We start from the raw sequence: 26,206 nt of genomic DNA, 5'->3' as shown, positions 1-26,206 counted from the left end.
CCCCTGACGCTATCGCGCCCCTTGTTCCAGGTTTCTTTTTCGTCTCTCGGCAGCATCTTCGATCTTTCGCATGATTATACCGATCTCAACCGGTTTAATCAGATAGTCATAAGCTCCCATGGCCAAACTGGATATGACAATGTCCGTATCCGCATGACCTGTGAGCATTATGACTTCTATCATAGGATGCTCTTTTTTGATACTACCAAGGGTCTTGATGCCGTCCATTCCCGGCATTTTGATGTCGAGCAATACAACATCGACATCTTCCCGTGCCAATATATCCAGCGCTTCTGGACCGCTGGCAGCCGAGTGGCAATTCATGCCCCGCCGGATCAACCGCCTGCCAACCGAAGCGGAGAACCCTGTCTCATCATCGATATGCAGAACGTTGACACCATTCATGCGGCACCTCCTGCCTCAGCTGCGTGCAGAGTTCTTTCCAGAAGTCTGTCGAATTCTATGGGCTTATGCAGATAGCCAGAAGCCCCGTATTCCATACATATTCTTCGGGCGTCATCACACCCATGTCCGGTAAGCATAAGCACCGGCATATCTGGAGCCATAAGGCGGAAAACACGAAGGATCTCCACCCCGTCCATGCCCTGAAGCTTGAGGTCTACGATGGCGACGTCAAATTCGTAACCACGCAAGATACGAAATGCTTCTTCCCCACTAGATGCGGGCGTAGCCTCAACACCCCGACGAGCCATACGCTTGCGCAGCACATCGGCAAAGCCGATCTCATCATCAACAATGAGAAGTCGTATGTTCGTGCGGGTGGTCATAGTCAGTCTCCTCAGAACTCTATCCCATACGTCCGGCAATATTACCGACACGCTCTTCCACTGCCTCAGTTTCGTGCTCATTCTTTAAAGCCACGGCTTCAAGAATTTTCTCATTGAGATTGTCGAAACTACAAGGCTTCATAAGATAGTCGAATGCCCCGTGCTGCATTCCTTCGACAGCCGTCGGCACGGTCGCGTGACCAGTAAGCATGATCACTTCAACCAGAGGGTGAGCTTCCTTTATATCCTGCAACACGGCCAGACCGTCTTTACCGGGCATTTTCATATCCAAAATAACGACCTGGACGTCCTTGTGCTCTTCCAACTGGCTGAGGGCCGCATCGCCATCATAAGCCTTGTACACGGTCATGTTCCGCTTCTGCAGACGTTTTGCCATGGTTTCGACAAAGCCCATTTCATCGTCCACTATCAGGATCGTGGCATTAGTCATGGTGCAACTCCTTTGCGTTTGCCTGTTCCACTGGAGCGGGGTACGGAAGCCGGATATTGAACCGGGTCCCCTGGCCCACACCACTTTCTACATCTATTTCTCCACCCATCTGGTGGATAATTCCAAAACAAATTGACAACCCGAGCCCACTGCCCTTGCCCACAGGCTTTGTGGTAAAAAATGGATCAAAGACTCTGTTAAGATTAGCGGCAGGAATACCTGGTCCATCATCAGCTACAACAACCTCAGCCACACCGTTATTCTCTCGGCAAGAGATGGACAAAGTCCCTCCACCTTCAGTTTCCATTGCTTGAATCGCGTTGTTTACAAGATTCAAAAAAACTTGATGAAGTTCAGTAACCGAGGCACGAACGGGCGGCATCGCTTCTTCAAGGGTCAGATCAAAATCAACCTGGCCATAGCGCGCTGGTTGCATCGAAATATCTACCACTTCACGAATAAGCGCCGGCAGCACAACATTCGTAACTCGAGAATCAGTCTGACGAGCAAAACTAAGGAGTTTGTGTGTAATGTCCTTGCACCGTCGACCTTGGGTCGCAACCTGCTGCAAAGCACGATCAATTTCACTAGAAGAAGCTAATCCCTTACCTTCGTCTTCCATGATGTCAGCCACCCAACCGGCCTCTTCGATCATGATAGCCACAGGATTATTGATCTCGTGAGCAATACCCGCGGCAAGTTCGCCTATAGCGGCAAGCTTGCCGGTTTCCACCATCTGCTTACTCATAAGCTCAGACTCACGGTCGATGATCTTGAACCGAACGACCAACTGACGCGAGATAACGATGGCGGTTACAACAATAGCGATACCACCCACTAAAAAGATTAGGAGAGTAACAGTTTCAGCCCGAGTCATGGCTGAAAAAGCATCTGAAACCCGCTGAAGATAGACAAGTCTCCAATTACCATTGTTAAGCGGAGAAGCTACTTCCAAGTAATCCTCGCCATCACTACCCGACGCGATTCCAATGGATACGTCAGACAATTCTGGAAGCGGGATACTACTTACAGGAGAAAGGGTCAGGTGTTCATAAGACTCAAGAGGCTTGGTCTGAAAGACGCCTTGGTTGTTTAGTATATAAGCAGAGCCAGTCTCACCGATCCGGATATTTTCTACTAAATGACTAAATGCCAGAAAATCGATCGTAACGCGCAAAGTCCACTTCTTCCCACCAGTATCATTATTAATAGTAATAAAGAAATGTGGAGACTGACGAAGTCCTAAGATAACGTCACTAATAACCGCTTCTTGGTTTCGGGACTGCCGATACCACTCTGCCGCAGAATAATCTGCACCTAGTAAGGCATATGGGCCAGCATAGGCAATCTGTCGCCCATTCTCATCGATGACGCCAATATCCACAAAAATACGGCCGAACTGTTGCTGGATACCGCGAAGGGTTTCCTGCAGAAAAACAGGGTCAGTCAATTGTTCATAAGAATAAGCCCGGCCAAGGTAGTGAACCTCATTCAGCTTTTCCTGAAGGAAGGAATCCACGGTATCCTTATGCTTATCCACCACCTCGGCCAGATGAGAGTAAACCTTCTCTCGATAGATGGAACGCATCTGATCAAAAATAAGACCACCCACCAAAATCAATGGCGCAATAGAAACCGTAATCACGGTCAACGCGATATTACGGGACAATTTGTCGTATGTGGCCTTTTGATCAGGGTGCATTCTTTCCTCTTACCTTTTAGCAGCCAGCCTTTGTGAGGTAGCCGCGCTTTCAGCACTCTAAAGGCAAGAGGTGTGCCATATTTAAATTTCCCAATGCATAACAAGGCAGACAAACGATTAATGCAAGATACTGTAATAAATGCACAATCCAAATTAGCACATTTAGGAACACACTTAATATGGATATTAATCTCTTTACCTCACAACACGTATTCCACCCCCTTAAAAGCCCTAAGCGGCACCTTTCGCCCCAGTGGTGCAAAAGGTACCCATATCAAAACTAAGCCCGGAAAAACCACTACCACAAGGGCCTCTAGGGGAACGCACTCTTCAGCGGGGCATTTCGCCCCACACAGAAATACAACACCCTGAACTAAGGTAAAAAAAGATGTGAAGATAAATTAAATCTTTTGAATAAAAACACTGAACCACAATCAATAACCATATGATTTTATGATATAATTATAAAAACATTCCAAATATTCTCTAAAACTAGCGAAAGTAGCACCTATAATTCCAAATTGGCATACTCGTTGTAATAACGATGGGTATGAGATCTGATGATACTATAATTCGTGTTCTTCTTGTGGACGATGAACCGGATTTCACCTCTGTTCTGTCGAAACGACTGTCTCGAACTGGCATGGAGGTGGCGACAGCCTCTGACGCCTGTGAAGCATATGGCACGCTCGATCGTTGTCCCTTCGACGTGGCCGTGGTCGATATAAACATGCCGGGAATCGACGGCATACAGACCCTCAAAGCTGTCAAAAGGTCGTTCCGCGAAGTGGAGGTCATCATTCTCACCGGACACGGGACTATTCACGAAGCAGGACAAGCCCTTCACTCCGGTGCGTTCGACTTTTTGTTTAAACCCGTGTCTTTTGAACAATTGGCTTCTCGAATCAGGGACGCCGCAGGCCGGGAGCCGGACCGCAAACGGATCCCGGCCTGATCAAGATAAGGAGAAATGGAATGTGGTTCTTTCATTCGGCCTTACAAACAATCATGAAGCTAAAGCGGACCTGTCGCTGGTGTGGGAAAGACCATTTTCCTGGGAGACGTGATAAGAATAAGACAATCCGCTGCACACGATGTGGTAAGACACTCGAACCAGTAACCAATTAAGCCACTCATAATAAAAGGAGCATCCTTAACAGGATGCTCCTTTCTCTTCATATTATAGAAAGATACTACTTAGAAGCTTCTGCGACGCCAGCATCGGCAAATGATGCCATATCATTGAAAATATTAGCTGCTGCTCGTATAAAAAACATAGCCACGGCAGCACCAGTTCCTTCCCCTAGGCGCATATCCAAATCAAGCAACGGAGAGACAGCCAAAGTCTCCATCGCAACTTTGTGCCCAGGCTCAGCAGAAGCATGACTAATAATACAATAGTCCTTAACCACAGGGCAAAGCTTCCATGCAGCGACATAGGCAGCAGTAGAAATAAAACCGTCAACGCACACAAGCTGACGATTCTTGGCACCGCCAATTATCATACCTGCCAGCGCTGCAATCTCCAGTCCGCCAAGAGCCATAAGAACATCTAACGCATCGCCAGTATTAACAAATTTACTATCAACATCAAGCCCACGCTTTACGATGGCAGCTTTAGCCTTAACCCCTTCAGGCCGTAACCCACCGCCAGGTCCTGTGATACTGTCTGGATCAATACCTAAATAAGCACAATACAAAGCTGTAGAGGGAGTTGTATTAGAAATCCCCAACTCACCAGTACCAAGCACCTTAATCCCCTCTTCACGAGCCTTATCTGCCAGTGATATTCCCAAGTTAAGTGCACACAAACATTGCTCTCGGGTCATGGCAGGTCCATGTACCAAATTTGCTGTGCCATCGGCGATCTTATCCTGAATCAGATGTGGGTGATCGTCATAAACGCCACCACATGAACCGACATCTACCAAGACGAGCTCAACGTTGGCAGTTTCAGCCAGCACAGCTATACCCGATCCCCCCGCAAGAGAATTCGTCACCATCTGTCGCGTCACTTCTTGCGGATAGACACTCACCCCTTCCGCATTGACACCGTGGTCAGCTGCGACGGTGTATATTCGCATTGGGTCAACCTTGAGAGCATTCCCACCTTGAATGAGAAACAGTTGCAAAGCCAGTTCCTCTAATCGACCTAAACTCCCCTTTGGTTTTGTCAAATTATCAAGATGAGATTGACCAATTTGCCGCAGAGAAGCATCTAACGGTTCTACATTAGCAATAGTCATTTCCAAGGCTCTATCCATTTACTTCCAACTCCTTTCAAGCAAGTAATTTACCTGTAAGGTGATAGTGCCACGACTTAGACGAATCAAGTTTAAAAACTAATACTTGCACCACGCCATCTCTAAAACTGATACCATTCATCCTGTCACAGTCCAACAACTAGACCCAATATGCATATCACCTCTGCGATCCGATATTCAGGCACAGATATTCTTATTTATGAGACAATCAGTTACAATTCATCTCATCTTATTGTAGAAACACACTTAATAGATTTAGTTATCACTACGATCAAACTCATACATACTGAATGGAGAAATAATGAAAATCAATAAATTCACCGAGATTAGCGACATCGCCGCATTTTTAAGAGATTTCGCAGATGCAATTGAGAACGGGGGGGCAAATGAGTTTGCTTGTGTTGATGATTTCAAAAAAATAAAAATCGTTGTTAAAAAAGAGTTCGGACAAATCCAACTTAAAGCTAAGGTTCGAACAAACGAAACTTGTGTAGAACCTTCAATCACTGAAGACGCTCAGTCAAGTGCACCGGTAAAGCCCGATTATAAAATACTTAAAAAGCAGATGCGTTCGAGTTTCAAAGTGCTGGTAAAAATGATCCACGACAACCAACTCCCCCCCAAGGAAGCAGTGGACTCATTTCTCAAAGACTCAGCTTTGATGGTCACTTATCCAGGCTATGGTGATGAATATTACGAAAGCTACTCACTGACCTGTGAAGCTCTCAAAAAAGCCTTTGAGGCAAACGACATGGATGCCCTTCACAAAGCTGTTGATGCACTAATCCACGAAAAGAGTCGCTGTCATGCACAGTATGACTAATCCTCTCAAATAATAGAATCAAGCTAATAAAAAAGCCCCAGAGCATCTGAATGCTCTGGGGCTTTTTTATTACTGAAATTAAGTATTCTACTTCAGCGCATCCACTATTACTTCCGCCCCCAATCGACGAACCATCATGCCAATACGTTCGCCCTTTCTAGCGTTTTCACGGTAGTAAATGAGACCCTTTTCGATGAATGCAAGAGCTTCATCTTCAGACACGCCCTTAGCTAGTCTTACCCCCGGAGCAGCACGGTGACGCGCGGAACCACCATAGAGCACATTCCACCCTTTTGAAATTGCAACCAATCCGATGTCACGAACAAAGCTCAGTCCACAGGCCATACCACAACCGGACACTCCACTTTTGATCTTAAATGGATATGGACCGTTTGCTTTAATCACGTCCAATACTCGATCACCGATTTCACGGGTCTCTTGTTGACCGTATTTGCACAGCTCACCACCAGGACAAACGGAAACACCGGGAGGACATTTGGGAATAGAAGTACCAAGAGCTGCAACCACCTCGTCCAATTTTTCCTTTGGGACTCCCTCAAGATTCATTCGTTGCCCAGTCGTTGCACGCAGGGATGTACCGTCATGAGTCTCCATCACTTCCAAAACACGACGAGTCTGACCAGGAGTTAGTAGGCCCTGATTCAAGCAAAGGCGAAGAGCATAAGTGCCGTCTTTACGCTCTACAGGCATAACAATCAGGGATTCGGAAACGTTTTTATCCATAAATGGCTCCTTTAGTATAAACTTTCATAGCGGCATTCGCCACGCAAATTCATACGGACTTTGTGCCAAAGGTCAACAACCTTGGGGTAATTGTTAAAGAATGCGACACCTAGATGCCACCATTATCAATGGCTCATCGGGATACAAATAACAGTACTCAAACAATATTTAAATTCACATGCTTTGGCGGCAACTGTTAGGGGCATCAGTATCTGATTGGTTTAAGGCAAACCTCACATCTTGTGACAAAAGTTGATAAATTTCATCAACAATCCTTTTTCAAATCGCTTTATCAAGCATTTCTACGCTGCCTGTATCATTATAGTTTGTTGGCACGTCAAAAGGATGAGAAGTATCAACCCATCTGTTCGACGACTATCGACAATCATGCTAGCGTCATACATTATTAATCTAAATATGTGAGGAAGCATGAAGTTCTCCGGAGTCAATCTGTTAGATGAACTGGCGAGACCAGAGCTCTCAGAACTCAAATCCATCTTTAATCAACGAACTTTTTCAAAGGGTGCGGTGATCTACACCCCTGATGAAATGGATAATCTTGTTTTCGTTATCACCAATGGTCGAGTAAGGGTTTACCTCACATATGAGGATAAAGAATTTACGCTTGCCATTCTGAACCCTGGTGACCTTTATTCTACCCATGCAGGCTGCTTCATACAGGCCTTCGACAACACAGAACTGTTAGTTGCCGATGTTCACCGAGTCAAAACAGTCATGGACCGAGTTCCAATGTTTACACGTACTATGGTTAGAGTACTCGGGCACATTCTCCAAAATTCTTTCTCGATCATTGGAGGACTTGCATTCAAGGATATCTATGCTCGGTTAATGGACTACATCTTGATGGAAGCTCGGCAATCAGGAGTTGAACACAAAGAAGGAATACTTATTTCTCTTGATCTCACTATGGAGCAACTTGCACTGCTAATGGGGGCCACCCGACAAACGGTTTCCACTCTCCTTAACGACATGGTTCGAGCAGCCCTCATCCAAAAAATGGGGCGAGGGAAATATCTCATTCCAGACCTAGTCGCCTTAGAAAAAAGCGCAGCAGAAAAAAGGTAGCACCGCGACCTCTCAATAACCCGGACAACAAGTCTGGGTTATTTTTTTGATTTTTCGCTGCCAATTGTCGGCTACCCGACATACAAAACATGATGAAAGTAATAGATTCCGACTCAGAAGCTGAGGAGTATTCATTTTTTCTACCGGGTTGCGAAAGTCCTTTTCCCGGGAAACAGGTATGGAGGTACCATGGCAAAAGAACCGAAACCCATTGATGATTTGACCATCTGGGACGATGCCAAAGCAATGATCAAAAAAGCGAGGGCCGAGGGCATAGAAACTGTTCACGAACGCCTTGCTCAACAGACTCCACACTGCAAATTCTGCGAACTAGGCACCACCTGTCGCAACTGTACGATGGGGCCTTGTCGCATTAGCAAGAAAATGCCTCGAGGAGTCTGCGGTGCTGATGCAGATGTCGTTGTGGCTCGTAATTTTGGACGTTTTGTCGCTGGTGGATCTGCAGGTCACTCAGACCACGGCCGTGATCTGATCGAAGTTCTTGAGGCTATCGTCGAAGGAGAGACCAAGGATTACTCCATTAAAGACGCTGACAAACTGATTCGCATTGCAGCCGAAGTCGGCATAAAAACCGAAGGCCGCGAATTGATGGACATTGCGCGCGACGCTATGGAGTGTTTCTTTGCCGACTTCGGTTCTCGAAAAAAGGAAGTCGCCTTCCTCACTCGCGTACCTGAAAAACGCAAAGAAATATGGCACAAGCTGGGCATGACTCCCCGTGGAGTTGACCGTGAAATCGCGGAAATGATGCACCGCACTCACATGGGTTGCGACAATGACGCCCCAAATACACTCATCCATGCAGCCCGCACCTCTTTGTCCGATGGCTGGGGCGGCTCCATGATTGGCACAGAACTCTCCGATGTCATATTCGGTACCCCAAAGCCAAGCATGTCTACTGCGAATCTCGGTATTATCAAGGAAGACAAGGTCAATATCCTGGTACATGGGCATAACCCCGTCGTCTCTGAAATGATTCTAGCGGCAGCTCGAGATCCAAAACTTATTGACAGAGCGAAAGAGCTCGGTGCCACCGGTATCAATGTCGGGGGATTGTGCTGCACTGGAAACGAACTACTAATGCGCCAAGGTATACCCATGGCCGGCAACCACTTAATGACCGAACTAGCGATCATCACCGGCGCGGTAGAAGCCATTGTTGTCGATTATCAATGTATCATGCCCTCCTTGGTCCAAATCTCTGGTTGTTACCACACCAAGTTCATCGATACCGCCAACAAAGCCCGCTTTACTGGCGGTATTCATGTTGATTTCCAACATACAACTGCCATGCAGCAGGCCAAAGAAATCGTATCAATGGCAGTCGAAGGCTTCGCTGAACGCGATGCTGGTCGTGTTGATATCCCCTGCGAACCGGTATCAATCATGACAGGTTTTTCAAACGAAGCAGTCATTGAGGCTCTCGGAGGTTCCCTTAAACCACTCATCGACGCTATTGCAGGCGGTGATATTCGAGGTGCAGTCGCAATCGTAGGCTGCAACAATCCCAAATTCCAACAGGATTCCATGAATGTTGGTCTTGCTAAGGAACTTATCAAAAAAGATATTCTCGTACTTGCCACTGGCTGTGTCACGACTGCCGCAGGTAAGGCAGGACTTCTCGTACCAGAAGCTATTGAGATGGCTGGTCCTGGCCTGAAAAAAATCTGCGGGGCTTTGGGCATTCCGCCGGTTCTCCACTATGGATCTTGCGTTGATAACTCCCGAGTGCTGCAGCTTTGCGCGGCTCTGGCCAATGAACTTGGCGTTGACATCTCTGATCTTCCAGTTGGGGCCTCTTCACCAGAGTGGTACTCTGAAAAAGCAGCAGCTATCGGTCTCTACGCCGTTGCTTCTGGTGTATACACTCACCTCGGACACCCTCCGAACATTCTAGGATCAGAAACTGTTACCAATTTGGCTGTCAAAGGACTGGAAGACCTTGTAGGCGCAACCTTCTTTATCGAACCTGACCCGGTCAAAACCGCTGAAATGTTCGATGAACGTATCAAAGCAAAACGTAAAGGCCTCGGTCTAAGCGAATAGAAAGGCACTTACCTAACAGCCTGGGGAGGAGGAGGATCAAATGACAAGGGAATGTTCCTTCTCCTTCCCACTCCTGGCGCTCTCACTAATACGACTTCGGAGTTTTCATGAAAATTGCGTTTGCCGGAAAAGGCGGTGTTGGAAAGACGTCTTTGACATCTTGGATCGCAGATTGGCTTGCAAGAAATGGTCATGACGTATGGATGGTTGATGCTGACACTGCCCTCTCGCTTGGACAAGCTTCGGGAATTCCCCCAAAAGCGCTTCCACCCCCTCTCATCCAACGTGAAGACCTTGTCCGTGAACGAATCCATGAAGGCGGCTTCCTGAATCTCAATCCGGACGTAAACGACCTCCCCGAATCACTTGCCATTGAGATTCCATTGGGCAATGAACCGATTCACGGTGTATCACCAGGCCGCAAACGTCTCTTGGTCATGGGAGCCGTTACCAATGCTGGAGGGGGGTGTGCATGTGATGCAAATGCCCTGCTCAAAGCATTGCTGGCCCACATCGTGATTGACAGTAATGCATGGGTGTTAGTGGACCTTGAGGCAGGAGTTGAACATCTTGGACGTGGAACTGTCACCCATGTTGATGGCTTGGTTGTGGTTTCTGAACCTAGCATGCGCAGTCTTCAAACCGGTGCAGAAGTTGGACGTATGGCTCGGGACCTCGGCCTCGACAACCAAGTACTTGTCCTCAACCGTCACATTGATGGCGATCCACCAATCTTGGATGGTCTTCCTAGCCAGCATTTATCAATCCCCCCACTTAAAGGTTTGATTGAGAGGCAAATGACCAACGCTTCCGTCCTCGGACTACCTGAAAATGAAGAGCTAGATAAAACAATACAGCGGATTTTAGACCTATTAAGCAACTAAGGGTTAACTACCGCAAACTAGGGCACCACAGAGTGGTGCCCTTTTCTATTCACAACGTATAGTATCAATGCTTGTTGTAGATTTCTCCAAAATGCATATAATTGTATTAGAATTATCCTTACTCATTTCTGGAGGAGCCTTTGATTACAACCCAACTGCTCATAGATCTGCTACTCATATTGATATGCAGTTGGATAATCGGAAGCGTGTTTAAACGATTCGGACTCCCTTCAATGATCGGCCAACTCCTATCAGGCATGCTTCTCGGACCGCCAGTCCTCGGCTTAATTGAGCCTTCCCACGCCCTTGAGATATTCGCAGAGATCGGAATTTTTCTAGTGATGTTCCATACAGGAATGGAGTTGGATATCCGTGACATGCTGAGTAATGCCGGCACATCAATTGCCGTAGCAATCTCAGGCTTCATACTCCCATTTGCTCTTGGCGTAGTCATATGCCAGCTATTCGGGAGCACAATCTATCAAAGCTTATTCGTCGGACTAGGATTATCCATAACTGCTATAGCCGTACAATCTGTCATCCTTCACGATATGGGACTGGCCAATAGCCACATGGGACACATCATCATAGGTGCTGCCATCGTGGACGACATCCTGTCGCTCATGGGATTATCAGTATTGCTTGGAATCACTCAAACTGGAACATTCGAATTCGTCCCCATATTGATAGTACTGCTCAAAGTAATCATATTTTTCGTAGGCACCTTCTATGTGGGTAACTGGTTGGTTCCAAAGATTCGGCTCAAGTTTCACAAGATGGAAGCACAAGCCTTCACCTTGGCAATGCTGATGGCGCTTTTTATGGCCCTTCTGGCCGAGTTGGCTGGATTGCACATGGTAATTGGTGCCTTCCTGGCAGGACAGCTTATGCAGCACGAGACCTATTATGACGAAGCTGTCCACAACGCCATTTTCGATCGTTTCTACGGTCTTAGTTATGGATCTCTTGTCCCTATATTTTTTGCCACCCTCTCATTCCACATCCATTTCGTTCCATCTATGAACTTTGTCATTTTTACCATTGTACTTATAGCAACGGCAGTAGTTGGCAAACTCTTTGGATGCGGCATTGCCGCCAGACCATTCGGTCGATCCCGGTGGGAATCCATCATCATCGGATTTGGCATGAACGGCCGTGGCGCAGTTGAGTTAGTGGTCGCTGCAGTAGTAATTGGACATAGTAATAAACTTATAAAAGCAGGCATCATTAGCTCTCCACTTCTAACAGACACTCAGTTCTCCGCACTGGTACTAATGGCTTTTGTTACGACCTTAATGGCCCCATTTGGCCTCAAGTGGGCTATTCACATGGGATGCAGAAGAGATGAGCACTTACAAATCTGTCGTCGCAAAGAGTTGAAACAACGTAAAAAAAACAAGAGCTGATCACTCACTATATCTGACCACACAACGGCCTTTCAACACCCCACCCTATCCCACCGACAATCTTGAATATTCCACAAAAACTCGACTCTCATTTACTAGCATCTTCCCTCCTACATGCATCATCCAATCGGTAAGTAGGCGCATTAAAAAAATGTCAACATGACTAGACTTTTCTTCGGATATAGACGCATAGTAGCGCCCAAAATCAGTCCTCCTAGGATCATCATCAATAGTTGAAACAACTCATTTCGACTCTCCTGCGAGGAGACCGATCAAAGTTTTTACGGGAGAAATATCAGTGCTCAGCACCAAGTTCGCCATACCCGACATCATCTTTGGCCACGGCTCCATTACTCACTTACCTCAATGTGCCAGACGCCTCGGTGCGAAAAGAGTTCTATTCGTCAGTGACAGCGGATTGGAAGAAGCTGGATGGGTCGAACTGGTTAAGGGAATCCTTAAAGCCAACAACATGGATTGCGTCTATTTCAGTGACGTCAACTCCAACCCTCGTGATTGCCAAGTCCACGAAGGAGCAGAGTTGTATGAAAAGGAAAACTGCGATGTGATCGTCGCCTTGGGCGGAGGCAGTCCTATGGATGCAGCCAAGGGCATAGGCGTCATTGTCGGCAATGGCGGCAAGATTAGCGACTATGAAGGCGCCAATAAGATTAAACGCCCTCTACCGCCCATGATCTTAGTCCCTAGCACAGCTGGCAGTAGCTCAGATATCTCACAGTACTGTATCATCACAGATATGGAACGCGAGGTGAAGATGTCGATTATTAGCCGCACGTTAGTTCCAAACATCTCCATAATCGATCCACAGATACTGGTTACACAAAGCCGCAGCCTCATCCTAGCCGCTGCTGCAGACGCTCTAGCCCACGCCATTGAGTCCTATGTTTCCAAACTAGCTTCTCCTTTTACTGAGATTCAAGCGCTGAAAGCTATCGAACTTATAATCAACAACATCGGTCCCGCTGCAGATACAAAGAGCATCCAGGCAATGGAACAACTCTCAATCGCCAGCACAGCTGCAGGGATGTCCTTCAGTAATGCAGGGCTGGGCTCACTTCACGCCATCGCTCATTCTCTTGGTGGGATATGCGACGTCTTACACGGTTGGGTTCATCCCGTACTTCTAACATCCGTAATGCGATACAATATGCCTTCCTGCATGGGAAAAATGGCACAGGTAGGCCAGATTATTGCTGGATCACGCATTTGTCCGGATACGCGTTCTGCGGAATTGGGCATCAACCACCTTGAAGACCTTTTCAAAAGTTTTGATCTCAATACAGAACTCAGGCATCTCGTCCCCGACAAGACCATGCTGGAAAGCATCTGCAAAACAGCAACAAACGATGCCTGCAATCTTACCAACCCTCGTTTAGCCGAATGGCAAGATTTGATGACCATCTGCGAGGAGGCATGGTAATGGATCAGACAACCCTCACCGATCTCATTGGGATCGAGCATACAAAGCTTGGTTTCTTTCAAGAGTTGCAGAAGACTATTGAAGAATTGAAAGCATCCCACGAGGAGTCTGAAAGTCAACGTAGAGAGATAGCGGCTATCCTCGATGGTATTACCGATATCATGATGGTTCTCTCTGAAGATTTGCGCATTATTTCCGTCAACCACGAATTTGAGAAGCTTTTCGGGAAAGAAGATCAATTCAAAGGTGAGTACTGTTACAAAGTATTTCGGCAATCCAACAAGGCCTGTGCAGAATGCCCTGCCTTCAATTCACTCAGCACCAATACTGTTTGCAAAGACATCGCAACCTTTAGAGTCAACAACCAAAACAGACAGTTTGAAATGATTGCCTCTCCTCTGAAAAGCCCAAACTTATCAGAAAACCGCGTTCTAATTTTCAAGCGAGATGTCACGTTAGAAAAAGAATACCAAGCCAAATACTACCAAGCAGAAAAGATGGCTACGGTTGGTACATTGGCAACCGGTGTCGCCCACGAAGTCAACAACCCTCTCATGGCAATCTCTGGTTTTGCTGAGGGCATTCAACGCAGGCTGGCCAAATATGGAGACAAACTGCCTCAAGAACTGGCAGAGGATTTCGAATGCAGCACACAAATCATTCTCAAAGAGTGTAACCGCTGCCAAGACATCGTTAAAAGCCTACTCAGTTTTGGGCACCCTTGCTCATCGGTCTTCCACATAGTCTTTCTTAATTCGCTTATCGAAGAGACCATTGCACTCGTCGGCTTCCACTTGCGTCGTTCCGCAAACATCAAACTGACATTAGACCTAACCAACAACCTTCATATCAAAGCAGATGAACCTCAAATGAAGCAGGTTATCCTCAATCTACTAACTAACGCCAGTGACGCTATAGGGGAAGCTCCTGGAGAATTGATAGTCAGAACTTACCCCAAAGACCAAGACTGGGTCGTCTTAGAAGTAGAAGATACAGGAAAAGGCATTGACCCCGCTATTCGCCACAAGCTTTTCGACCCCTTCTTTACAACTAAACCAGTGGGCAAAGGCATCGGAATTGGCCTTTCCACCTGCTACAACATCGTCAAAGATCATCATGGCGAAATAGAAGTTATCAGCGAATTAGGCAAAGGTTCAAAGTTCATCGTCTCACTTCCTAGCCACCCGTAGAAGCATGCAAATACCATATAGAGTTCTCGCAGTAGATGACGAAAGCAGCATCCTCATGCTGCTTGAAAAAGAGCTTAATTCCCCAGAACGAACAGTTCATACGGCGAGCAGTGCCCTTCAAGCCCGCTCCATGTTTGCCAAACAAGAGTACGATGTCCTCATTTTGGACATCAAACTCCCCGATGGTGACGGCATGGACTTGTATACTGAATTCAAGGCTCAATCACCCGATGTAGAAATTATCCTTATCACTGGACACGGCGACATCGATAATGCCGTAGAAGCTATGCGAATAGGAGTATACGACTACATCACCAAACCTTTCAAACTCGATAGATTGGAATTGGTTCTTGATCGCGCGTTCCAACGAGTCGAGTTACAACGCGAAAATCGTGGACTTCGCCATACTCACAAATCAGAAGAAAGTGGTCTGCGTCTGGTTGGGAAATCCGCCCCAATTGAACAAATCAACTTTCTAATCGACAAGCTTCGCAACTCAGAAGTCCCCGTGCTCATAACGGGTGAAAGTGGAGCGGGAAAAGACGTCGTGGCCAGAAAGATACATTCCATGAGCCTACGCAAATCACATCCGTTGATTATTAAGAATTGCGCAATGCTTGAACGTAATTTAGTTCGCTCGGAGTTGTTCGGACACAAAAAAGGAGCATTTACAGGAGCTTCAGAGGCACGTGAAGGACTCATTCCCCTTGCTCATAATGGAACACTCTTCCTCGACGAGATCGGAGATATCCCCGAAGATGTTCAAGCCTCTCTGCTGCGAGTCATTGAAACCAAAACGTATCGACGCATGGGGGAAAACGAAGAACGTCGTGCCGACTTGCGATTCCTCTTTGCCACGAACCGTAATCTCGCCAAAGCAGTTGAAGATGGACAGTTTAACGAAGCCCTTTTTCATCGCATCAATGTCTTCAACATCCACATACCACGGCTAAAAAAACGCAAGGAAGATATTCCCCTACTGGTGGATTTTTTTCTAGATACCATAAACCCAGACTCCAAACATACAGCCGTATCAGACAAAGCCATGAATCTTCTCATGAGCTATGACTGGCCGGGTAACATCCGTGAGCTGCGAAATGTACTTGAACGGGCACTCATCCTGACAGACAACAACGTCATCACTGAGCATGCCCTTCCTAAAGAAATACTTGACTGTAATAATATCTGCAGCGACACGCCTCCAATGTCTCTGGAATCAATGGAACGTAGTCATATCATTCGAATTTTAAAATATTATGATAATAACAAACAAAAAGCGGCAGAAGCTCTTGGGATTGGCCGGAAGACACTTTATCGCAAAATCAACAAGTATGAGATCCTACCCCAGTAGCCCTCAATTGACACAGTTGACTCAACTTCATCTCATTGAGTGTCATTCTGACATCTTCAAAAAATGATGTAAATACAGTCTGTTCATAGACATTCTTATCACTCCCCTTTGCTCTGGCACAGGGGAGTGAGTCGTTTTGGCCCACGCATCCATCATCAGCATTAACTACAAAAACACAACACACTGTAAAAACACACAATAATCAATTGGCCCACAGCTTGCTTAATGGGGGACCAACTAGCTGAGAGCTTCCTACGGACGCTCCGTAACGTGTCAACCTTAATCAGGAGTTGTATCATGGCTGTACAGGAACAGGTTTACGGATTTTTCATTCCCAGCGTTACCCTCGTTGGCATTGGCGCCTCTAAAGAAATCCCCGGAAAGATCCGTGATCTTGGTGGTAAAAAACCTCTCATCGTTACTGACCAGGGCATCGTCGGTGCCGGTATTCTGAAGCAGATCACTGACCTGCTGGATGATGCCAAGATGAAATACGAAGTGTACGACAAGACCATCCCCAACCCGACTGATGCAAATGTCCATGAAGGCGTTGACCTTTACAAGAAAGCCAAGTGCGACAGCCTGATCACCTTGGGTGGCGGATCTTCCCACGACTGCGGCAAGGGCATCGGTCTCGTCGTTTCCAACGGCGGCAAGATTCATGACTACGAAGGCGTGGATAAATCCAAAAATCCCCTGCCGCCTTACGTTGCAGTGAATACTACTGCTGGAACCGCTTCTGAAATGACTCGTTTCTGCATCATCACCGATCTTTCCCGTAAGGTTAAGATGGCTATCGTGGACTGGCACGTCACCCCTGGCATCGCTCTTGATGACCCGCTGCTGATGGTTGGCATGCCCCCGGCATTGACCGCCGCCACCGGTATGGATGCCCTGACTCACGCAGTCGAAGCCTATGTATCCACCATCGCCACTCCCATGACCGATGCATGCGCAGAAAAGGCCATCGACCTTATCTTCAACTATCTGCGTCCTGCAGTTGCCAACGGTGGCGACCTCGATGCTCGCGAAAAAATGTGTTTTGCACAGTACCTCGCAGGTATGGCTTTTAACAACGCTTCTCTGGGTCACGTTCACGCTATGGCCCACCAGTTGGGTGGTTTCTATGATCTGCCTCACGGCGAATGTAACGCCATCCTGCTGCCCCACGTCTCTAAGTTCAACCTCATCGCAAAGGTTGATCGTTTCGCCAAACTGGCCGAAATCATGGGTGAATCGGTTGAAGGCCTCGCTCCCATTGAAGCTGCAGAAAAGAGCTTGGATGCTATCCGCCGTCTCTCCTCCGATGTAGGTATTCCGTCCGGCCTCGTCGAACTCGGCAACCGCTACGGCAAGGATGTTAAGGAGCAGGACATCTCCATAATGACCGCCAATGCACAGAAAGATGCCTGCGGTTTGACCAATCCCCGACGTCCCAACGACAACGACGTTGCCGCCATCTACAAAGCTGCAATGTAATCGGTCAGTTAGCTCGCCCGGAGGAGGAAAAATTAAATTTCCTCCGGGCGACATATTGACAACTTTCGATTCGCCTGTGAAATTTCGGGGCCCCACATTCTATACTTGATGGGTTCTACCTCGGAAAAACGCCGGACCTCACGGCATAACCAAACGGGTAAGGATTATGAACAACTTCCGACTGAACGGCTCCATAAACACTGAATTCATAAATGAAGTTCAGAAAAGGAGCGGTCAGAACATCAGTCTCTGCTATCAATGCGGAAACTGTACCGCGGGATGTCCGTACACAACCTTTTACGACATCCCAGTAAGTAAGATCATGCGCTATGTCCAAGCAGGACTTAAGGAAGAAGCCCTTTCCTGCAGCTCCATCTGGCTTTGCGCAACCTGTGAATCCTGCACTACTCGCTGCCCCAACGAAATCGACGTTGCTCACGTCATGGACGTTCTACGACATATGGCGCGTGAAGAAGGCTATGAGCCAGAGCCCCAAATCAAGACTTTCTGGGATTCTTTCCTCAATTCAGTAAAACGGCATGGAAGAGTCTTCGAAGTAGGAGTTATGGGCGAATACATGGCTAAAACAGGCCGTATTTTCACCGATATGGATCTCGGATTGAAAGTCATCCCCAAAGGCAAGCTGGGCCTCAAGCCTCACGACATCGTCGGCAAAGAGGAAGTCGCCAAAATTTTTGAACGTTACAATCAGGAGTACAAGTCGTGAGTTCTTCCCTGGTCTACGCTTACTACCCTGGCTGTTCCGGCCTGGGAACTTCATTGGAATACGATCGCTCTACCCGGGCTCTTTGTGCAGCACTGGGCATAAAACTCATCGACATTCCCGACTGGAGCTGTTGTGGCTCTACTCCGGCCCACACAGTGGACCACACTCTATCTGGAGCCCTCTCAGCACGAAACATCGCACAAGCTGAGAGCTTGGATGTGCAAGGAATCATTACTCCCTGCCCCAGTTGCCTTACCAACCTCAAGACCGCAAGCTACCGCATGCGAGACGAGGGATTCAAAAACAAGGTAAATAAATTACTCGACACCCCTTGTCGCAACGACCTGCCGATCATGTCCGTTCTCCAGGTTCTGTTCGAGAAAGTTGGCCCTGATGCGATCAAAAACAAAACAACCATTCCCCTCAAGGGGATCAAGGTCGCTCCTTACTACGGCTGCATCATGAACAGACCGCCTAAAATTATGAATTTTGACGACTGTGAGAATCCCATTGCCATGGACGTGCTGATGGAAGCTGCAGGGGCAGAAGTAATGCCTTTTCCTCTCAAGGTAGAGTGTTGTGGAGCCTCTTATGGAGTAGCCAAAAAAGAGATGGTCACCACCCTCTCCGGTAAGCTTCTGGATATGGCCGCAGACTGTGGCGCTACATCTATGGTCACGGCATGCCCCTTATGCCAAATGAACCTGGACCTCAGACAAAGCCAGGTAAATCGCGCCAATAAAAGCCATCACGAAATGCCTATCTTCTACTACACACAACTTCTCGGGATGGCCCTTGGCCTGAATGACGAGGATCTGATGCTGAACAAGTTGTGTGTTAGCCCGAACAAGGTTTTTTATTCACTCAGAGAGCCCCAGCGGGCTGAAGCCTCGTAAACGGGACCACCTAAGGAGCATCAGTCATCATGAAAATTGGAGTATTCGTTTGCCATTGCGGCAGTAATATTGCCGGAACCGTTGATGTGGCCACAGTTGCAGAGCAGGCACGTAACCTGCCCAATGTGGCTTTTGCCAGTGACACACTCTACGCTTGTTCTGAACCCGGACAGGATGGCATTATTAATGCCATCAAGGAACATAAACTTGACGGTGTTGTCGTTGCATCCTGCACACCTCGCATGCATGAGGCCACCTTCCGCAAGACTGTGGAGCGCGCGGGACTCAATCGCTATATGTTTGAAATGGCCAACATCCGCGAACACGTCTCGTGGATCGGCAAAGACGTAGAGGCCAACACTCGAAAAGCCATTGACCTGGTCGCCATGGCAGCAGCCAAACTCACTCACGACCAGGAACTCACACCCAAATCATTCTCTATCAACAAACGTGTCCTCGTAGTAGGTGGCGGCGTTGCTGGGATTCAAGCCGCACTCGACTGTGCTGACGGCGGCCTTGAAGTCATTCTCGTGGAAAAGACTTCGTCCATTGGCGGCAAAATGGCCAAGCTGGACAAGACCTTCCCAACTGTAGACTGTTCAAGCTGCATTCTTGGACCCAAAATGGTGGATGTGGCACAACATCCAAATATTACTCTTCACACTAGTGCAGAGATAAGTGATATCAAGGGATACGTAGGCAACTTCACCGTTTCCATTAATCGGAAGGCAACCTATGTGGACAATCAGGCTTGCACAGGTTGCGGCCTCTGTATGGAAAAATGTCCTAGTAAAAAGTCAACGGACTACTTCAACGAAGGCATTGGAACCACTACTGCTATCAATATTCCTTTCCCCCAGGCCATTCCCAAAAAGGCCGTTATCGATCCGGAATTCTGCATGAAATTGACGAAAGGCAAGTGCGGTGTATGTGAAAAGGTATGCCCCACTAGTGCCATAAGATTCGAACAGCAGAACGAGACAATTGAAGAGCCTGTAGGTGCCATCATTGCAGCCACAGGCTACGACCTCTTCGATTTCACTCGTTACGGAGAGTACGGGGGCGGCCGCTATCCAGACGTCATCACCTCAATGCAGTACGAGCGGTTGCTCTCGGCCTCCGGCCCCACCGGCGGACACATTAAGCGTCCTTCTGACGGCAAAGAACCAAAGGACGTCGTTTTTATCCAGTGTGTCGGGTCTCGTGACAAATCAGTAGGGAGACCATACTGTTCTGGGTTCTGCTGCATGTATACTGCCAAACAGGCCATCCTGACGAAAGACCACATGCCCGAATCCCAGTCCTATGTTTTCTATATGGACATTCGTGCACCAGGAAAGCTCTACGATGAGTTCACCCGCCGTGCCATGGAAGAATACGATACTAAATATATTCGAGGTCGTGTCGCCATGATCTACCCAAAAGGCGATAAGTATATCGTCCGAGGTGCCGACACCCTCATGGGCGCCCAGGTAGAAATCGAAGCCGATCTCGTAGTCTTAGCTGTGGGTGCAGAAGCCGCTAAAGGCGCTCCTCAACTTGCAGAGAAGCTGCGTATCTCATACGACAACTATGGCTTCTATATGGAAAGCCATCCCAAACTTCGCCCTGTGGAAACAAATACAGCTGGCGTCTATCTCGCTGGCGCTTGTCAGGGCCCTAAGGATATTCCCTCATCTGTTGGACAAGGCAGCGCAGCTGCATCCAAGGTAATGTCCCTGTTCTCCAAAGACATGTTGGAAAGCGACCCACAAGTTTCCGCAGTGGACATCAAACGCTGCGTTGGCTGCGGCAAGTGCATCCAAACCTGTCCCTTCGGTGCCATTAATGAAATGGATTTCCGAGGCATGGTTAAGGCTGACGTCATTGAAACGATCTGCCAAGGATGCGGCATCTGCACATCCACCTGTCCTCAGGGAGCCATTCAGTTACAACACTTCACCGACAACCAGATCCTCGCGGAGGTCAATGCTATATGTCAGATGTCACCGGTACAGAATTACGAATAGTAGGTTTCCTTTGCAACTGGTGCTCTTATGGCGGTGCTGACACCGCCGGAGTAGGCCGCTTTCAGCAGCCAACCGACCTGCGCATCATCCGTGTGCCCTGCTCTGGCCGCATTGACCCGCTGTTCGTTCTCAAGAGCTTGGTCAACGGTGCAGACGGAGTACTCGTTTCAGGTTGCCACCCAAGAGACTGTCACTACTCCGAAGGCAACTTCTACGCTAGACGCCGACTTGAAGTGCTCAAAAGATTCCTGCCCATTCTCGGCATTGATGAACGTCGCTTTGAGTACACTTGGGTCTCTGCTTCCGAAGGTCAAAAATGGAAGACTGTTGTCTCCTCATTTACTGAACGAATTCATGAGCTAGGCCCTGCTCCTGTACTGAATCCGGCCCTTATCAAGCAGGCTGAAGCCATCCTTTGATGCCATTTTATTGGAGAATATAATGCCTAATTTAGAAGAATTGAAATCGGCCATAAAGGAACATCTGCCTGATCTCGACATGGTCATTGGCTGGGAACAAGGCTTTGATCCGTTACGGACGAGTCCCATCTTTATGCGTTCAGAAGCAGACATAGACAAACTCATCTGGAGCCCTCTCTGTGTCCACAACCTTGCCACCTACTTACCCAATCTCAAGGGTAAAAAAGTCGGCATAGTGGTCAAAGGGTGCGATAGTCGCTCTATTGTGGAATTATTGCAGGAAAAACTGATCAACCAGGATGACCTGACCATTTTCTCCATGCCTTGCGACGGTGTCGTGTCTATCCGCAAAATCCAAAACGCAGTTGGTGACCTCGATTATGTTGAAGCAGTTGAGGCAAACGCCGAGACTGTAAAAGTTACTGCTGATGGTAAAACATACAACCTCAAATTCGAGGATATAGCCGCATCCAAATGTGGACGCTGCCAGTACAACACTCCACTCATCTCCAACGTTTTCATTGGTGAGCCTAAAAACGAGCCCAAAGAAGACAACTACGATGATGTGATAGCGTTTGAACAAAAATCCGAAGAGGAACGTCGAGCCTTCTGGATGGGAGAAATGGACAAATGTGTCCGTTGTTACGCCTGTCGCAACGCATGTCCAATGTGCGTTTGCAAAGACCACTGCGTAGCTCAAAGTCGAGATCCGCATTGGCTTACTCAAGAAGATACTGTCGAGAATAAATGGTTCTTCCAAATGATCCATGCCATGCATTTGGCTGGCCGCTGCACTGAATGTGGGGAATGTGAGCGTTCTTGTCCTGTAGGAATTCCGCTGCTGCTGCTGAAACGCAAGCTCAACAAGGAAATCGACGAGCTCTTTGACTATAAGGCAGGAACCCTGATCGACGCCACTCCACCGCTGCAGGCTTTCAAGGTTGAAGAAGAAAACATCAACGAGAGGGGATGGTAATGGCAGCCAAATTCCTTGCAACCAACAGTCTCGTTTCATGGCTGGAAGAGTTATCCGAAACCTATCGTACTTTCGTCCCTCAACGGAAGAATCAAGCAATAGTTTTCAGACCATATGAATCTGGCGTTACCCCGGAACTGTCTCTCCGAGCAACGGCATCCCCAAAAGCTGCGGTATTTCCCCAGTGTGAGCCCTTGATGTCATACAAGCAGACCAAAGACCAAGAAGACTTGGGCAAAGTCAAGCTTGAGATAAAGGAAAAAGTGGATGACTCCCCTGCTGTCGTCATTGGCTGTAGAAGCTGTGATGCAGCGGGGTTCAATACCTTTGATCGAGTCTACCTCAAAGATTCCATCACCGACCAAAACTATCTTGCACGACGTGAAAACACTGTGCTTATTAGCTTGGTATGTGAAAAACCAGCCACAACCTGCTTTTGCAATTGGGTTGGAGGCAGCCCCGCTTCAGCAGATGGCGCTGACGTTCAAATGACCCCGCTGACCGATGGTTGGCTGGTAGAAGCAATCACTGAACGTGGCGAAGTACTCATGCTGAGCGCCATCCTCACTGACGGAGCAGATCGAGTGAATGAAGCAGCTGAGGTCAAATCCAAAGCTGAAGACAACATGCCTGAAGCCCCTCAACTCGACAAAGCCCCTGAGCAACTTCTCGGTCTCTTCGACAATGCCGACTTTTGGGAAAGCATGTCTGCAAAATGCATCAGCTGTGGCACCTGTACCTACCTTTGCCCAACCTGCTACTGCTTTAACATCACAGATGAGGCCTGTGGTATGGAAGGCGTTCGCCTGAGAACATGGGATAACTGCATGTCTAGCCAGTTCACCATGGAAGCCAGCGGACACAATCCACGCCCGACCAAGGCTCACCGTCTTAAGAACCGTATCGGGCACAAATTCAGCTACTATCCCACACTGCACGGCGGCAACATTGCCTGCGTCGGTTGTGGACGCTGCATCAAGAGTTGTCCAGTCTCTGTGGACATCCGAAGCGTCATCGTAAATGCCATGGCCGCAGAAGTGGTCGAGATGGAGAAATAATTATGCTTCAAGAAACGAAACATACCAATACCGTCAACCCGTACCTGCCGACCATCGGAACAATTATTGAGACGATTCAGGAAACTCCCAACATCAAGACTTTCCGGGTGACTCTCAACAGCAAAGAGGAAATGAAAAACTTCAGTTTTCATCCAGGACAAGTCGGACAGCTTTCTGTTTTTGGAACTGGAGAGTCTACTTTTGTCATTAACTCATCCCCAACCCGTATGGACTATCTACAGTTCAGCGTCATGAAGACAGGTGAAGTAACCGCGAAATTGCACAAACTGTCTGTTGGTGATCAGATTGGTATTCGCGCTCCTCTTGGGAACTGGTTTCCCTACGAGGATCTCAAAGGCAAGGATATCGTATTTGTGGGTGGTGGCATAGGCATGGCTCCCTTACGGACCTTGCTCCTTTACATGCTCGACAACCGCGAAGACTACGGCAAAATATCCCTGCTTTATGGTGCTCGTTCTCCCCAGGACATGGCCTTCAAATATGAACTGCCCGACTGGCTGGAACGCGACGATTTGGACACAGTCCTTACTATCGATGCTGAAGCTGATGGTTGGGAGCACTCAGTGGGGCTTATCCCCAACGTCCTGCTGGACATGAATCCATCTAGCGAGAACTGCGTAGCCATTACCTGTGGCCCGCCAATCATGATCAAATTTACTATCCAGGCGCTGGCCAAACTGGGCTTCAAAGATGATCAAATCATCACCACGCTGGAAAAGCGGATGAAGTGTGGCGTCGGCATCTGCGGCCGATGCAATATCGGTACAAAATACGTATGTGTTGATGGCCCGGTTTTCACCTATGCCGAACTCAAGGATCTGCCTAACGAGCTGTAATGAGACATCCTACCGGGAACCATAGTCCTCCCACTTGGGGATCCTGGCAGGCCTCATTTCAAATTACATACAAGGAGACATCATGGCTTTCTTCTTCCACGCCAATGAAATTGCTAAATCTGCTGTTGAAATAGAAAGAAAGGGACGCGCATTCTACCTGCGTTTGGCAGAGTCTGCCCAAAGTGAAAAGAGCCGTGAACTGTTTGAGTATCTTGCTGCCGAAGAAGCCAAGCATGAAGAGATTTTTGCCTCCCTTCAAACCAAGCTCGGAGATATCGAATTGCCTGCTTGGGCCACTCAGCACGAATACATGACTTACATTCAGGGCATCATTGAATCACATACCCTCTTTACAGACGACGTCGTAGACAAACAAATGGCTGTTCTTAAGGACGAAAAGGAAGCCATCAGGATGGCTATCGGATTCGAAAAGGACACCATGCTCTTCTTCACTGAAATGAAGGAACTTGTTCCTCAATCTGATAGGGATGCAGTCAAAAAGTGCATTGATGAAGAACGGCTCCACCTTAGCCGTCTTCAGACCATGTTGAAGGCCCTATAGCCTGAGTTAATCCTTCAACATTCTTAAGAAGATAAGGAGAAGCGTCAAAAACAACCATCTTTTTGTTCTTTCGACGCTTCTCCTTAATACATTCAATAATTTAAAGCATATGCCAAACTAAGGATTCTTCTAAAACCACCGCCCGCCACAATTCAACCACCAACTCGGAGGCCATATGTTGCAGTTCATGTCCATGGAAAATCGTAATGATTTCACGCTGCCATACGATCCATATGACTCCAATCGTTCCCCGTTTACACCGCAAATCCCCAAGACCTGCTTTCACACGCAATCTCTCGCAACTTACCTCATGTCAGCACTCTTCCGTGCTGAATATATGGCAGGGGGTGACTTCGTGCATGCTATGCCTATCCCTACTCTTTGTAGTAAAAAAGAGCTCCTTTTCACCGGCGAGCGTTTCGATCAATGGGATTTGGATGTGCTACTATACTGTGCTTTGAACTCACCTGTGAAGAATGGGACCCCATTGCCATTTCAATTTGGGCCGGCGAACCTGCTGCACTCTTTAGGGATGCGCAACACTATCCTTAATCGCCAACGAGTAAGTAATAGCCTCAGAAAGCTTCATAATGGAGTCGTCGAGATTATCGGAAGCGGATACCGCTATATGACCAGATTCATAGACCGTGTCTTAGTAGATAGTCACACGGAACGACTTATTGTCGAGACAAACGGCGACGTGGTCACAACCTTCCGAACTAATGAGATGAGCGACTGCCTTCAAATCCGAAAATCTCTTCGAAATAATGGGTTGGCCAAATGGCTTCATGGAGCGACCCTAGTCTACAAAGGTGGCTTAACTGCTACTCACGATAGCCTTCATTCTCTCTCTTGCCCCAAAGTTAGGACAGCTCACCTTTTCAATACTCGACTGGATAAGGCTCTCGATCTGCTTGAAAAAACCAACCTCGTTGAAGTCTGGAGCAGCAACACGAAAATTCAGATTATATCCCGCGTCGTTCGTTCCAACGAAGGCTCATGCGGCCTAATCCATCTCTAGGTATA

General features: G+C 47.8%; 25 protein-coding genes. 19 read left to right on the top strand and 6 right to left on the bottom strand.

Features of this window, described 5'->3' with window-relative positions; genetic code table 11:
- Positions 1–9: 9 nt before the first annotated feature.
- The 4 genes from HFN16_RS14010 to HFN16_RS13995 are packed head-to-tail and all read right to left on the bottom strand — an operon-like array spanning position 10 to position 2,941.
- The gene (locus tag HFN16_RS14010) at positions 10–405 is read right to left on the bottom strand and encodes a response regulator (RefSeq protein WP_168891350.1); all 396 of its coding nucleotides are present in this window, start codon (positions 403–405) and stop codon (positions 10–12) included.
- Positions 402–788: a response regulator gene (locus tag HFN16_RS14005; protein ID WP_168891349.1), complete on the bottom strand. Its 387-nt coding sequence runs from the start codon at positions 786–788 to the stop codon at positions 402–404. The genes HFN16_RS14010 and HFN16_RS14005 overlap by 4 nt, the downstream gene beginning before the upstream one ends.
- Positions 789–807: 19 nt before the next feature.
- On the bottom strand, positions 808–1,239 hold the full coding sequence (locus tag HFN16_RS14000) for a response regulator (RefSeq protein WP_168891348.1): 432 nt from the start codon (positions 1,237–1,239) through the stop codon (positions 808–810).
- Complete coding sequence (locus tag HFN16_RS13995) at positions 1,232–2,941, bottom strand: sensor histidine kinase (protein ID WP_168891347.1); 1,710 nt, start codon at positions 2,939–2,941, stop codon at positions 1,232–1,234. The genes HFN16_RS14000 and HFN16_RS13995 overlap by 8 nt, the downstream gene beginning before the upstream one ends.
- A 550-nt stretch (positions 2,942–3,491) precedes the next feature.
- Here HFN16_RS13995 and HFN16_RS13990 point away from each other — a divergent pair.
- Positions 3,492–3,896, top strand: coding sequence for a response regulator (locus tag HFN16_RS13990; RefSeq protein ID WP_168891346.1), 405 nt, complete (start codon positions 3,492–3,494; stop codon positions 3,894–3,896).
- 238 nt (positions 3,897–4,134) lie between these two features.
- Here the strand turns inward: HFN16_RS13990 and cobT are convergent, their stop codons facing one another.
- Positions 4,135–5,205: a nicotinate-nucleotide--dimethylbenzimidazole phosphoribosyltransferase gene (gene cobT / locus HFN16_RS13985; RefSeq protein ID WP_168891345.1), complete on the bottom strand. Its 1,071-nt coding sequence runs from the start codon at positions 5,203–5,205 to the stop codon at positions 4,135–4,137.
- Positions 5,206–5,506: 301 nt separating this feature from the next.
- On the opposite strand from cobT, the gene HFN16_RS13980 reads away from it, so the two are divergent.
- The gene (locus tag HFN16_RS13980) at positions 5,507–6,028 is read left to right on the top strand and encodes a GAK system XXXCH domain-containing protein (protein ID WP_168891344.1); all 522 of its coding nucleotides are present in this window, start codon (positions 5,507–5,509) and stop codon (positions 6,026–6,028) included.
- An 87-nt stretch (positions 6,029–6,115) separates the two neighbouring features.
- Here the strand turns inward: HFN16_RS13980 and HFN16_RS13975 are convergent, their stop codons facing one another.
- Positions 6,116–6,772, bottom strand: a complete 657-nt coding sequence (locus tag HFN16_RS13975; protein WP_168891343.1) for a nitrite reductase — start codon at positions 6,770–6,772, stop codon at positions 6,116–6,118.
- A 429-nt stretch (positions 6,773–7,201) separates the two neighbouring features.
- Here HFN16_RS13975 and HFN16_RS13970 point away from each other — a divergent pair, with 429 nt between their 5' ends.
- From HFN16_RS13970 to HFN16_RS13890, 17 genes are all read left to right on the top strand, one after another.
- Positions 7,202–7,858, top strand: a complete 657-nt coding sequence (locus HFN16_RS13970; RefSeq protein ID WP_168891342.1) for a Crp/Fnr family transcriptional regulator — start codon at positions 7,202–7,204, stop codon at positions 7,856–7,858.
- A gap of 189 nt (positions 7,859–8,047) precedes the next feature.
- Positions 8,048–9,925, top strand: coding sequence for an anaerobic carbon-monoxide dehydrogenase catalytic subunit (gene cooS, locus HFN16_RS13965; RefSeq protein WP_168891341.1), 1,878 nt, complete (start codon positions 8,048–8,050; stop codon positions 9,923–9,925).
- A gap of 107 nt (positions 9,926–10,032) precedes the next feature.
- On the top strand, positions 10,033–10,809 hold the full coding sequence (locus HFN16_RS13960) for an ArsA-related P-loop ATPase (RefSeq protein WP_168891340.1): 777 nt from the start codon (positions 10,033–10,035) through the stop codon (positions 10,807–10,809).
- A gap of 233 nt (positions 10,810–11,042) precedes the next feature.
- A complete protein-coding gene (locus HFN16_RS13955; protein WP_247648344.1) occupies positions 11,043–12,215 on the top strand; it encodes a cation:proton antiporter in 1,173 nt (390 codons plus the stop codon).
- 298 nt (positions 12,216–12,513) lie between these two features.
- A complete protein-coding gene (locus HFN16_RS13950; RefSeq protein ID WP_168891338.1) occupies positions 12,514–13,656 on the top strand; it encodes an iron-containing alcohol dehydrogenase in 1,143 nt (380 codons plus the stop codon).
- Complete coding sequence (locus tag HFN16_RS13945) at positions 13,650–14,846, top strand: ATP-binding protein (RefSeq protein ID WP_168891337.1); 1,197 nt, start codon at positions 13,650–13,652, stop codon at positions 14,844–14,846. The genes HFN16_RS13950 and HFN16_RS13945 overlap by 7 nt, the downstream gene beginning before the upstream one ends.
- Positions 14,847–14,850: 4 nt before the next feature.
- Positions 14,851–16,197: a sigma-54 dependent transcriptional regulator gene (locus tag HFN16_RS13940; RefSeq protein ID WP_168891336.1), complete on the top strand. Its 1,347-nt coding sequence runs from the start codon at positions 14,851–14,853 to the stop codon at positions 16,195–16,197.
- A 297-nt stretch (positions 16,198–16,494) separates the two neighbouring features.
- Positions 16,495–17,676 (top strand): iron-containing alcohol dehydrogenase, encoded by a 1,182-nt coding sequence (locus tag HFN16_RS13935; protein WP_168891335.1) that lies wholly within the window; start codon positions 16,495–16,497, stop codon positions 17,674–17,676.
- A 166-nt stretch (positions 17,677–17,842) separates the two neighbouring features.
- Positions 17,843–18,403 carry a 4Fe-4S dicluster domain-containing protein gene (locus HFN16_RS13930; RefSeq protein ID WP_168891334.1) on the top strand — a complete coding sequence of 187 codons (561 nt, stop codon included), beginning with the start codon at positions 17,843–17,845 and terminating at the stop codon, positions 18,401–18,403.
- Positions 18,400–19,299 (top strand): CoB--CoM heterodisulfide reductase iron-sulfur subunit B family protein, encoded by a 900-nt coding sequence (locus HFN16_RS13925; RefSeq protein WP_168891333.1) that lies wholly within the window; start codon positions 18,400–18,402, stop codon positions 19,297–19,299. Before HFN16_RS13930 ends, HFN16_RS13925 begins: the two co-directional genes overlap by 4 nt.
- 29 nt (positions 19,300–19,328) lie before the next feature.
- Complete coding sequence (locus HFN16_RS13920) at positions 19,329–21,308, top strand: CoB--CoM heterodisulfide reductase iron-sulfur subunit A family protein (RefSeq protein ID WP_168891332.1); 1,980 nt, start codon at positions 19,329–19,331, stop codon at positions 21,306–21,308.
- Positions 21,275–21,727, top strand: a complete 453-nt coding sequence (locus tag HFN16_RS13915; RefSeq protein WP_168891331.1) for a hydrogenase iron-sulfur subunit — start codon at positions 21,275–21,277, stop codon at positions 21,725–21,727. Before HFN16_RS13920 ends, HFN16_RS13915 begins: the two co-directional genes overlap by 34 nt.
- A 22-nt stretch (positions 21,728–21,749) precedes the next feature.
- Positions 21,750–22,703 (top strand): 4Fe-4S dicluster domain-containing protein, encoded by a 954-nt coding sequence (locus HFN16_RS13910; RefSeq protein ID WP_168891330.1) that lies wholly within the window; start codon positions 21,750–21,752, stop codon positions 22,701–22,703.
- A gap of 197 nt (positions 22,704–22,900) precedes the next feature.
- Entirely contained in the window at positions 22,901–23,761 is an 861-nt protein-coding gene (locus tag HFN16_RS13905; RefSeq protein WP_348771050.1) for a 4Fe-4S dicluster domain-containing protein, read from the top strand.
- Positions 23,762–23,763: 2 nt separating this feature from the next.
- A complete protein-coding gene (locus HFN16_RS13900; RefSeq protein WP_168891328.1) occupies positions 23,764–24,618 on the top strand; it encodes an FAD/NAD(P)-binding protein in 855 nt (284 codons plus the stop codon).
- Positions 24,619–24,700: 82 nt separating this feature from the next.
- Positions 24,701–25,180 carry a ferritin family protein gene (locus HFN16_RS13895; protein WP_168891327.1) on the top strand — a complete coding sequence of 160 codons (480 nt, stop codon included), beginning with the start codon at positions 24,701–24,703 and terminating at the stop codon, positions 25,178–25,180.
- 175 nt (positions 25,181–25,355) lie between these two features.
- Positions 25,356–26,201 carry a hypothetical protein gene (locus tag HFN16_RS13890; RefSeq protein WP_168891326.1) on the top strand — a complete coding sequence of 282 codons (846 nt, stop codon included), beginning with the start codon at positions 25,356–25,358 and terminating at the stop codon, positions 26,199–26,201.
- Positions 26,202–26,206 lie beyond the last annotated feature (5 nt).

The organism is Pseudodesulfovibrio sp. zrk46 (genome assembly GCF_012516435.1).
In the GTDB taxonomy this organism is placed as follows: domain Bacteria; phylum Desulfobacterota; class Desulfovibrionia; order Desulfovibrionales; family Desulfovibrionaceae; genus Pseudodesulfovibrio.
The sequence above is the reverse complement of the archived record's forward strand: the minus strand, read 5'-3'. Positions and strand labels throughout refer to the sequence as shown.

Bases quoted from the DNA above. Each gene is read 5' to 3' on its own strand.
- HFN16_RS14010 (WP_168891350.1), bottom strand. From the start codon at position 405: ATGAATGGTGTCAACGTTCTGCATATCGATGATGAGACAGGGTTCTCC.
- HFN16_RS14005 (WP_168891349.1), bottom strand. From the start codon at position 788: ATGACCACCCGCACGAACATACGACTTCTCATTGTTGATGATGAGATC.
- HFN16_RS14000 (WP_168891348.1), bottom strand. From the start codon at position 1,239: ATGACTAATGCCACGATCCTGATAGTGGACGATGAAATGGGCTTTGTC.
- HFN16_RS13995 (WP_168891347.1), bottom strand. From the start codon at position 2,941: ATGCACCCTGATCAAAAGGCCACATACGACAAATTGTCCCGTAATATC.
- HFN16_RS13990 (WP_168891346.1), top strand. From the start codon at position 3,492: ATGAGATCTGATGATACTATAATTCGTGTTCTTCTTGTGGACGATGAA.
- cobT (WP_168891345.1), bottom strand. From the start codon at position 5,205: ATGGATAGAGCCTTGGAAATGACTATTGCTAATGTAGAACCGTTAGAT.
- HFN16_RS13980 (WP_168891344.1), top strand. From the start codon at position 5,507: ATGAAAATCAATAAATTCACCGAGATTAGCGACATCGCCGCATTTTTA.
- HFN16_RS13975 (WP_168891343.1), bottom strand. From the start codon at position 6,772: ATGGATAAAAACGTTTCCGAATCCCTGATTGTTATGCCTGTAGAGCGT.
- HFN16_RS13970 (WP_168891342.1), top strand. From the start codon at position 7,202: ATGAAGTTCTCCGGAGTCAATCTGTTAGATGAACTGGCGAGACCAGAG.
- cooS (WP_168891341.1), top strand. From the start codon at position 8,048: ATGGCAAAAGAACCGAAACCCATTGATGATTTGACCATCTGGGACGAT.
- HFN16_RS13960 (WP_168891340.1), top strand. From the start codon at position 10,033: ATGAAAATTGCGTTTGCCGGAAAAGGCGGTGTTGGAAAGACGTCTTTG.
- HFN16_RS13955 (WP_247648344.1), top strand. From the start codon at position 11,043: ATGATCGGCCAACTCCTATCAGGCATGCTTCTCGGACCGCCAGTCCTC.
- HFN16_RS13945 (WP_168891337.1), top strand. From the start codon at position 13,650: ATGGTAATGGATCAGACAACCCTCACCGATCTCATTGGGATCGAGCAT.
- HFN16_RS13940 (WP_168891336.1), top strand. From the start codon at position 14,851: ATGCAAATACCATATAGAGTTCTCGCAGTAGATGACGAAAGCAGCATC.
- HFN16_RS13935 (WP_168891335.1), top strand. From the start codon at position 16,495: ATGGCTGTACAGGAACAGGTTTACGGATTTTTCATTCCCAGCGTTACC.
- HFN16_RS13930 (WP_168891334.1), top strand. From the start codon at position 17,843: ATGAACAACTTCCGACTGAACGGCTCCATAAACACTGAATTCATAAAT.
- HFN16_RS13920 (WP_168891332.1), top strand. From the start codon at position 19,329: ATGAAAATTGGAGTATTCGTTTGCCATTGCGGCAGTAATATTGCCGGA.
- HFN16_RS13915 (WP_168891331.1), top strand. From the start codon at position 21,275: ATGTCAGATGTCACCGGTACAGAATTACGAATAGTAGGTTTCCTTTGC.
- HFN16_RS13910 (WP_168891330.1), top strand. From the start codon at position 21,750: ATGCCTAATTTAGAAGAATTGAAATCGGCCATAAAGGAACATCTGCCT.
- HFN16_RS13905 (WP_348771050.1), top strand. From the start codon at position 22,901: ATGTCATACAAGCAGACCAAAGACCAAGAAGACTTGGGCAAAGTCAAG.
- HFN16_RS13900 (WP_168891328.1), top strand. From the start codon at position 23,764: ATGCTTCAAGAAACGAAACATACCAATACCGTCAACCCGTACCTGCCG.
- HFN16_RS13895 (WP_168891327.1), top strand. From the start codon at position 24,701: ATGGCTTTCTTCTTCCACGCCAATGAAATTGCTAAATCTGCTGTTGAA.
- HFN16_RS13890 (WP_168891326.1), top strand. From the start codon at position 25,356: ATGTTGCAGTTCATGTCCATGGAAAATCGTAATGATTTCACGCTGCCA.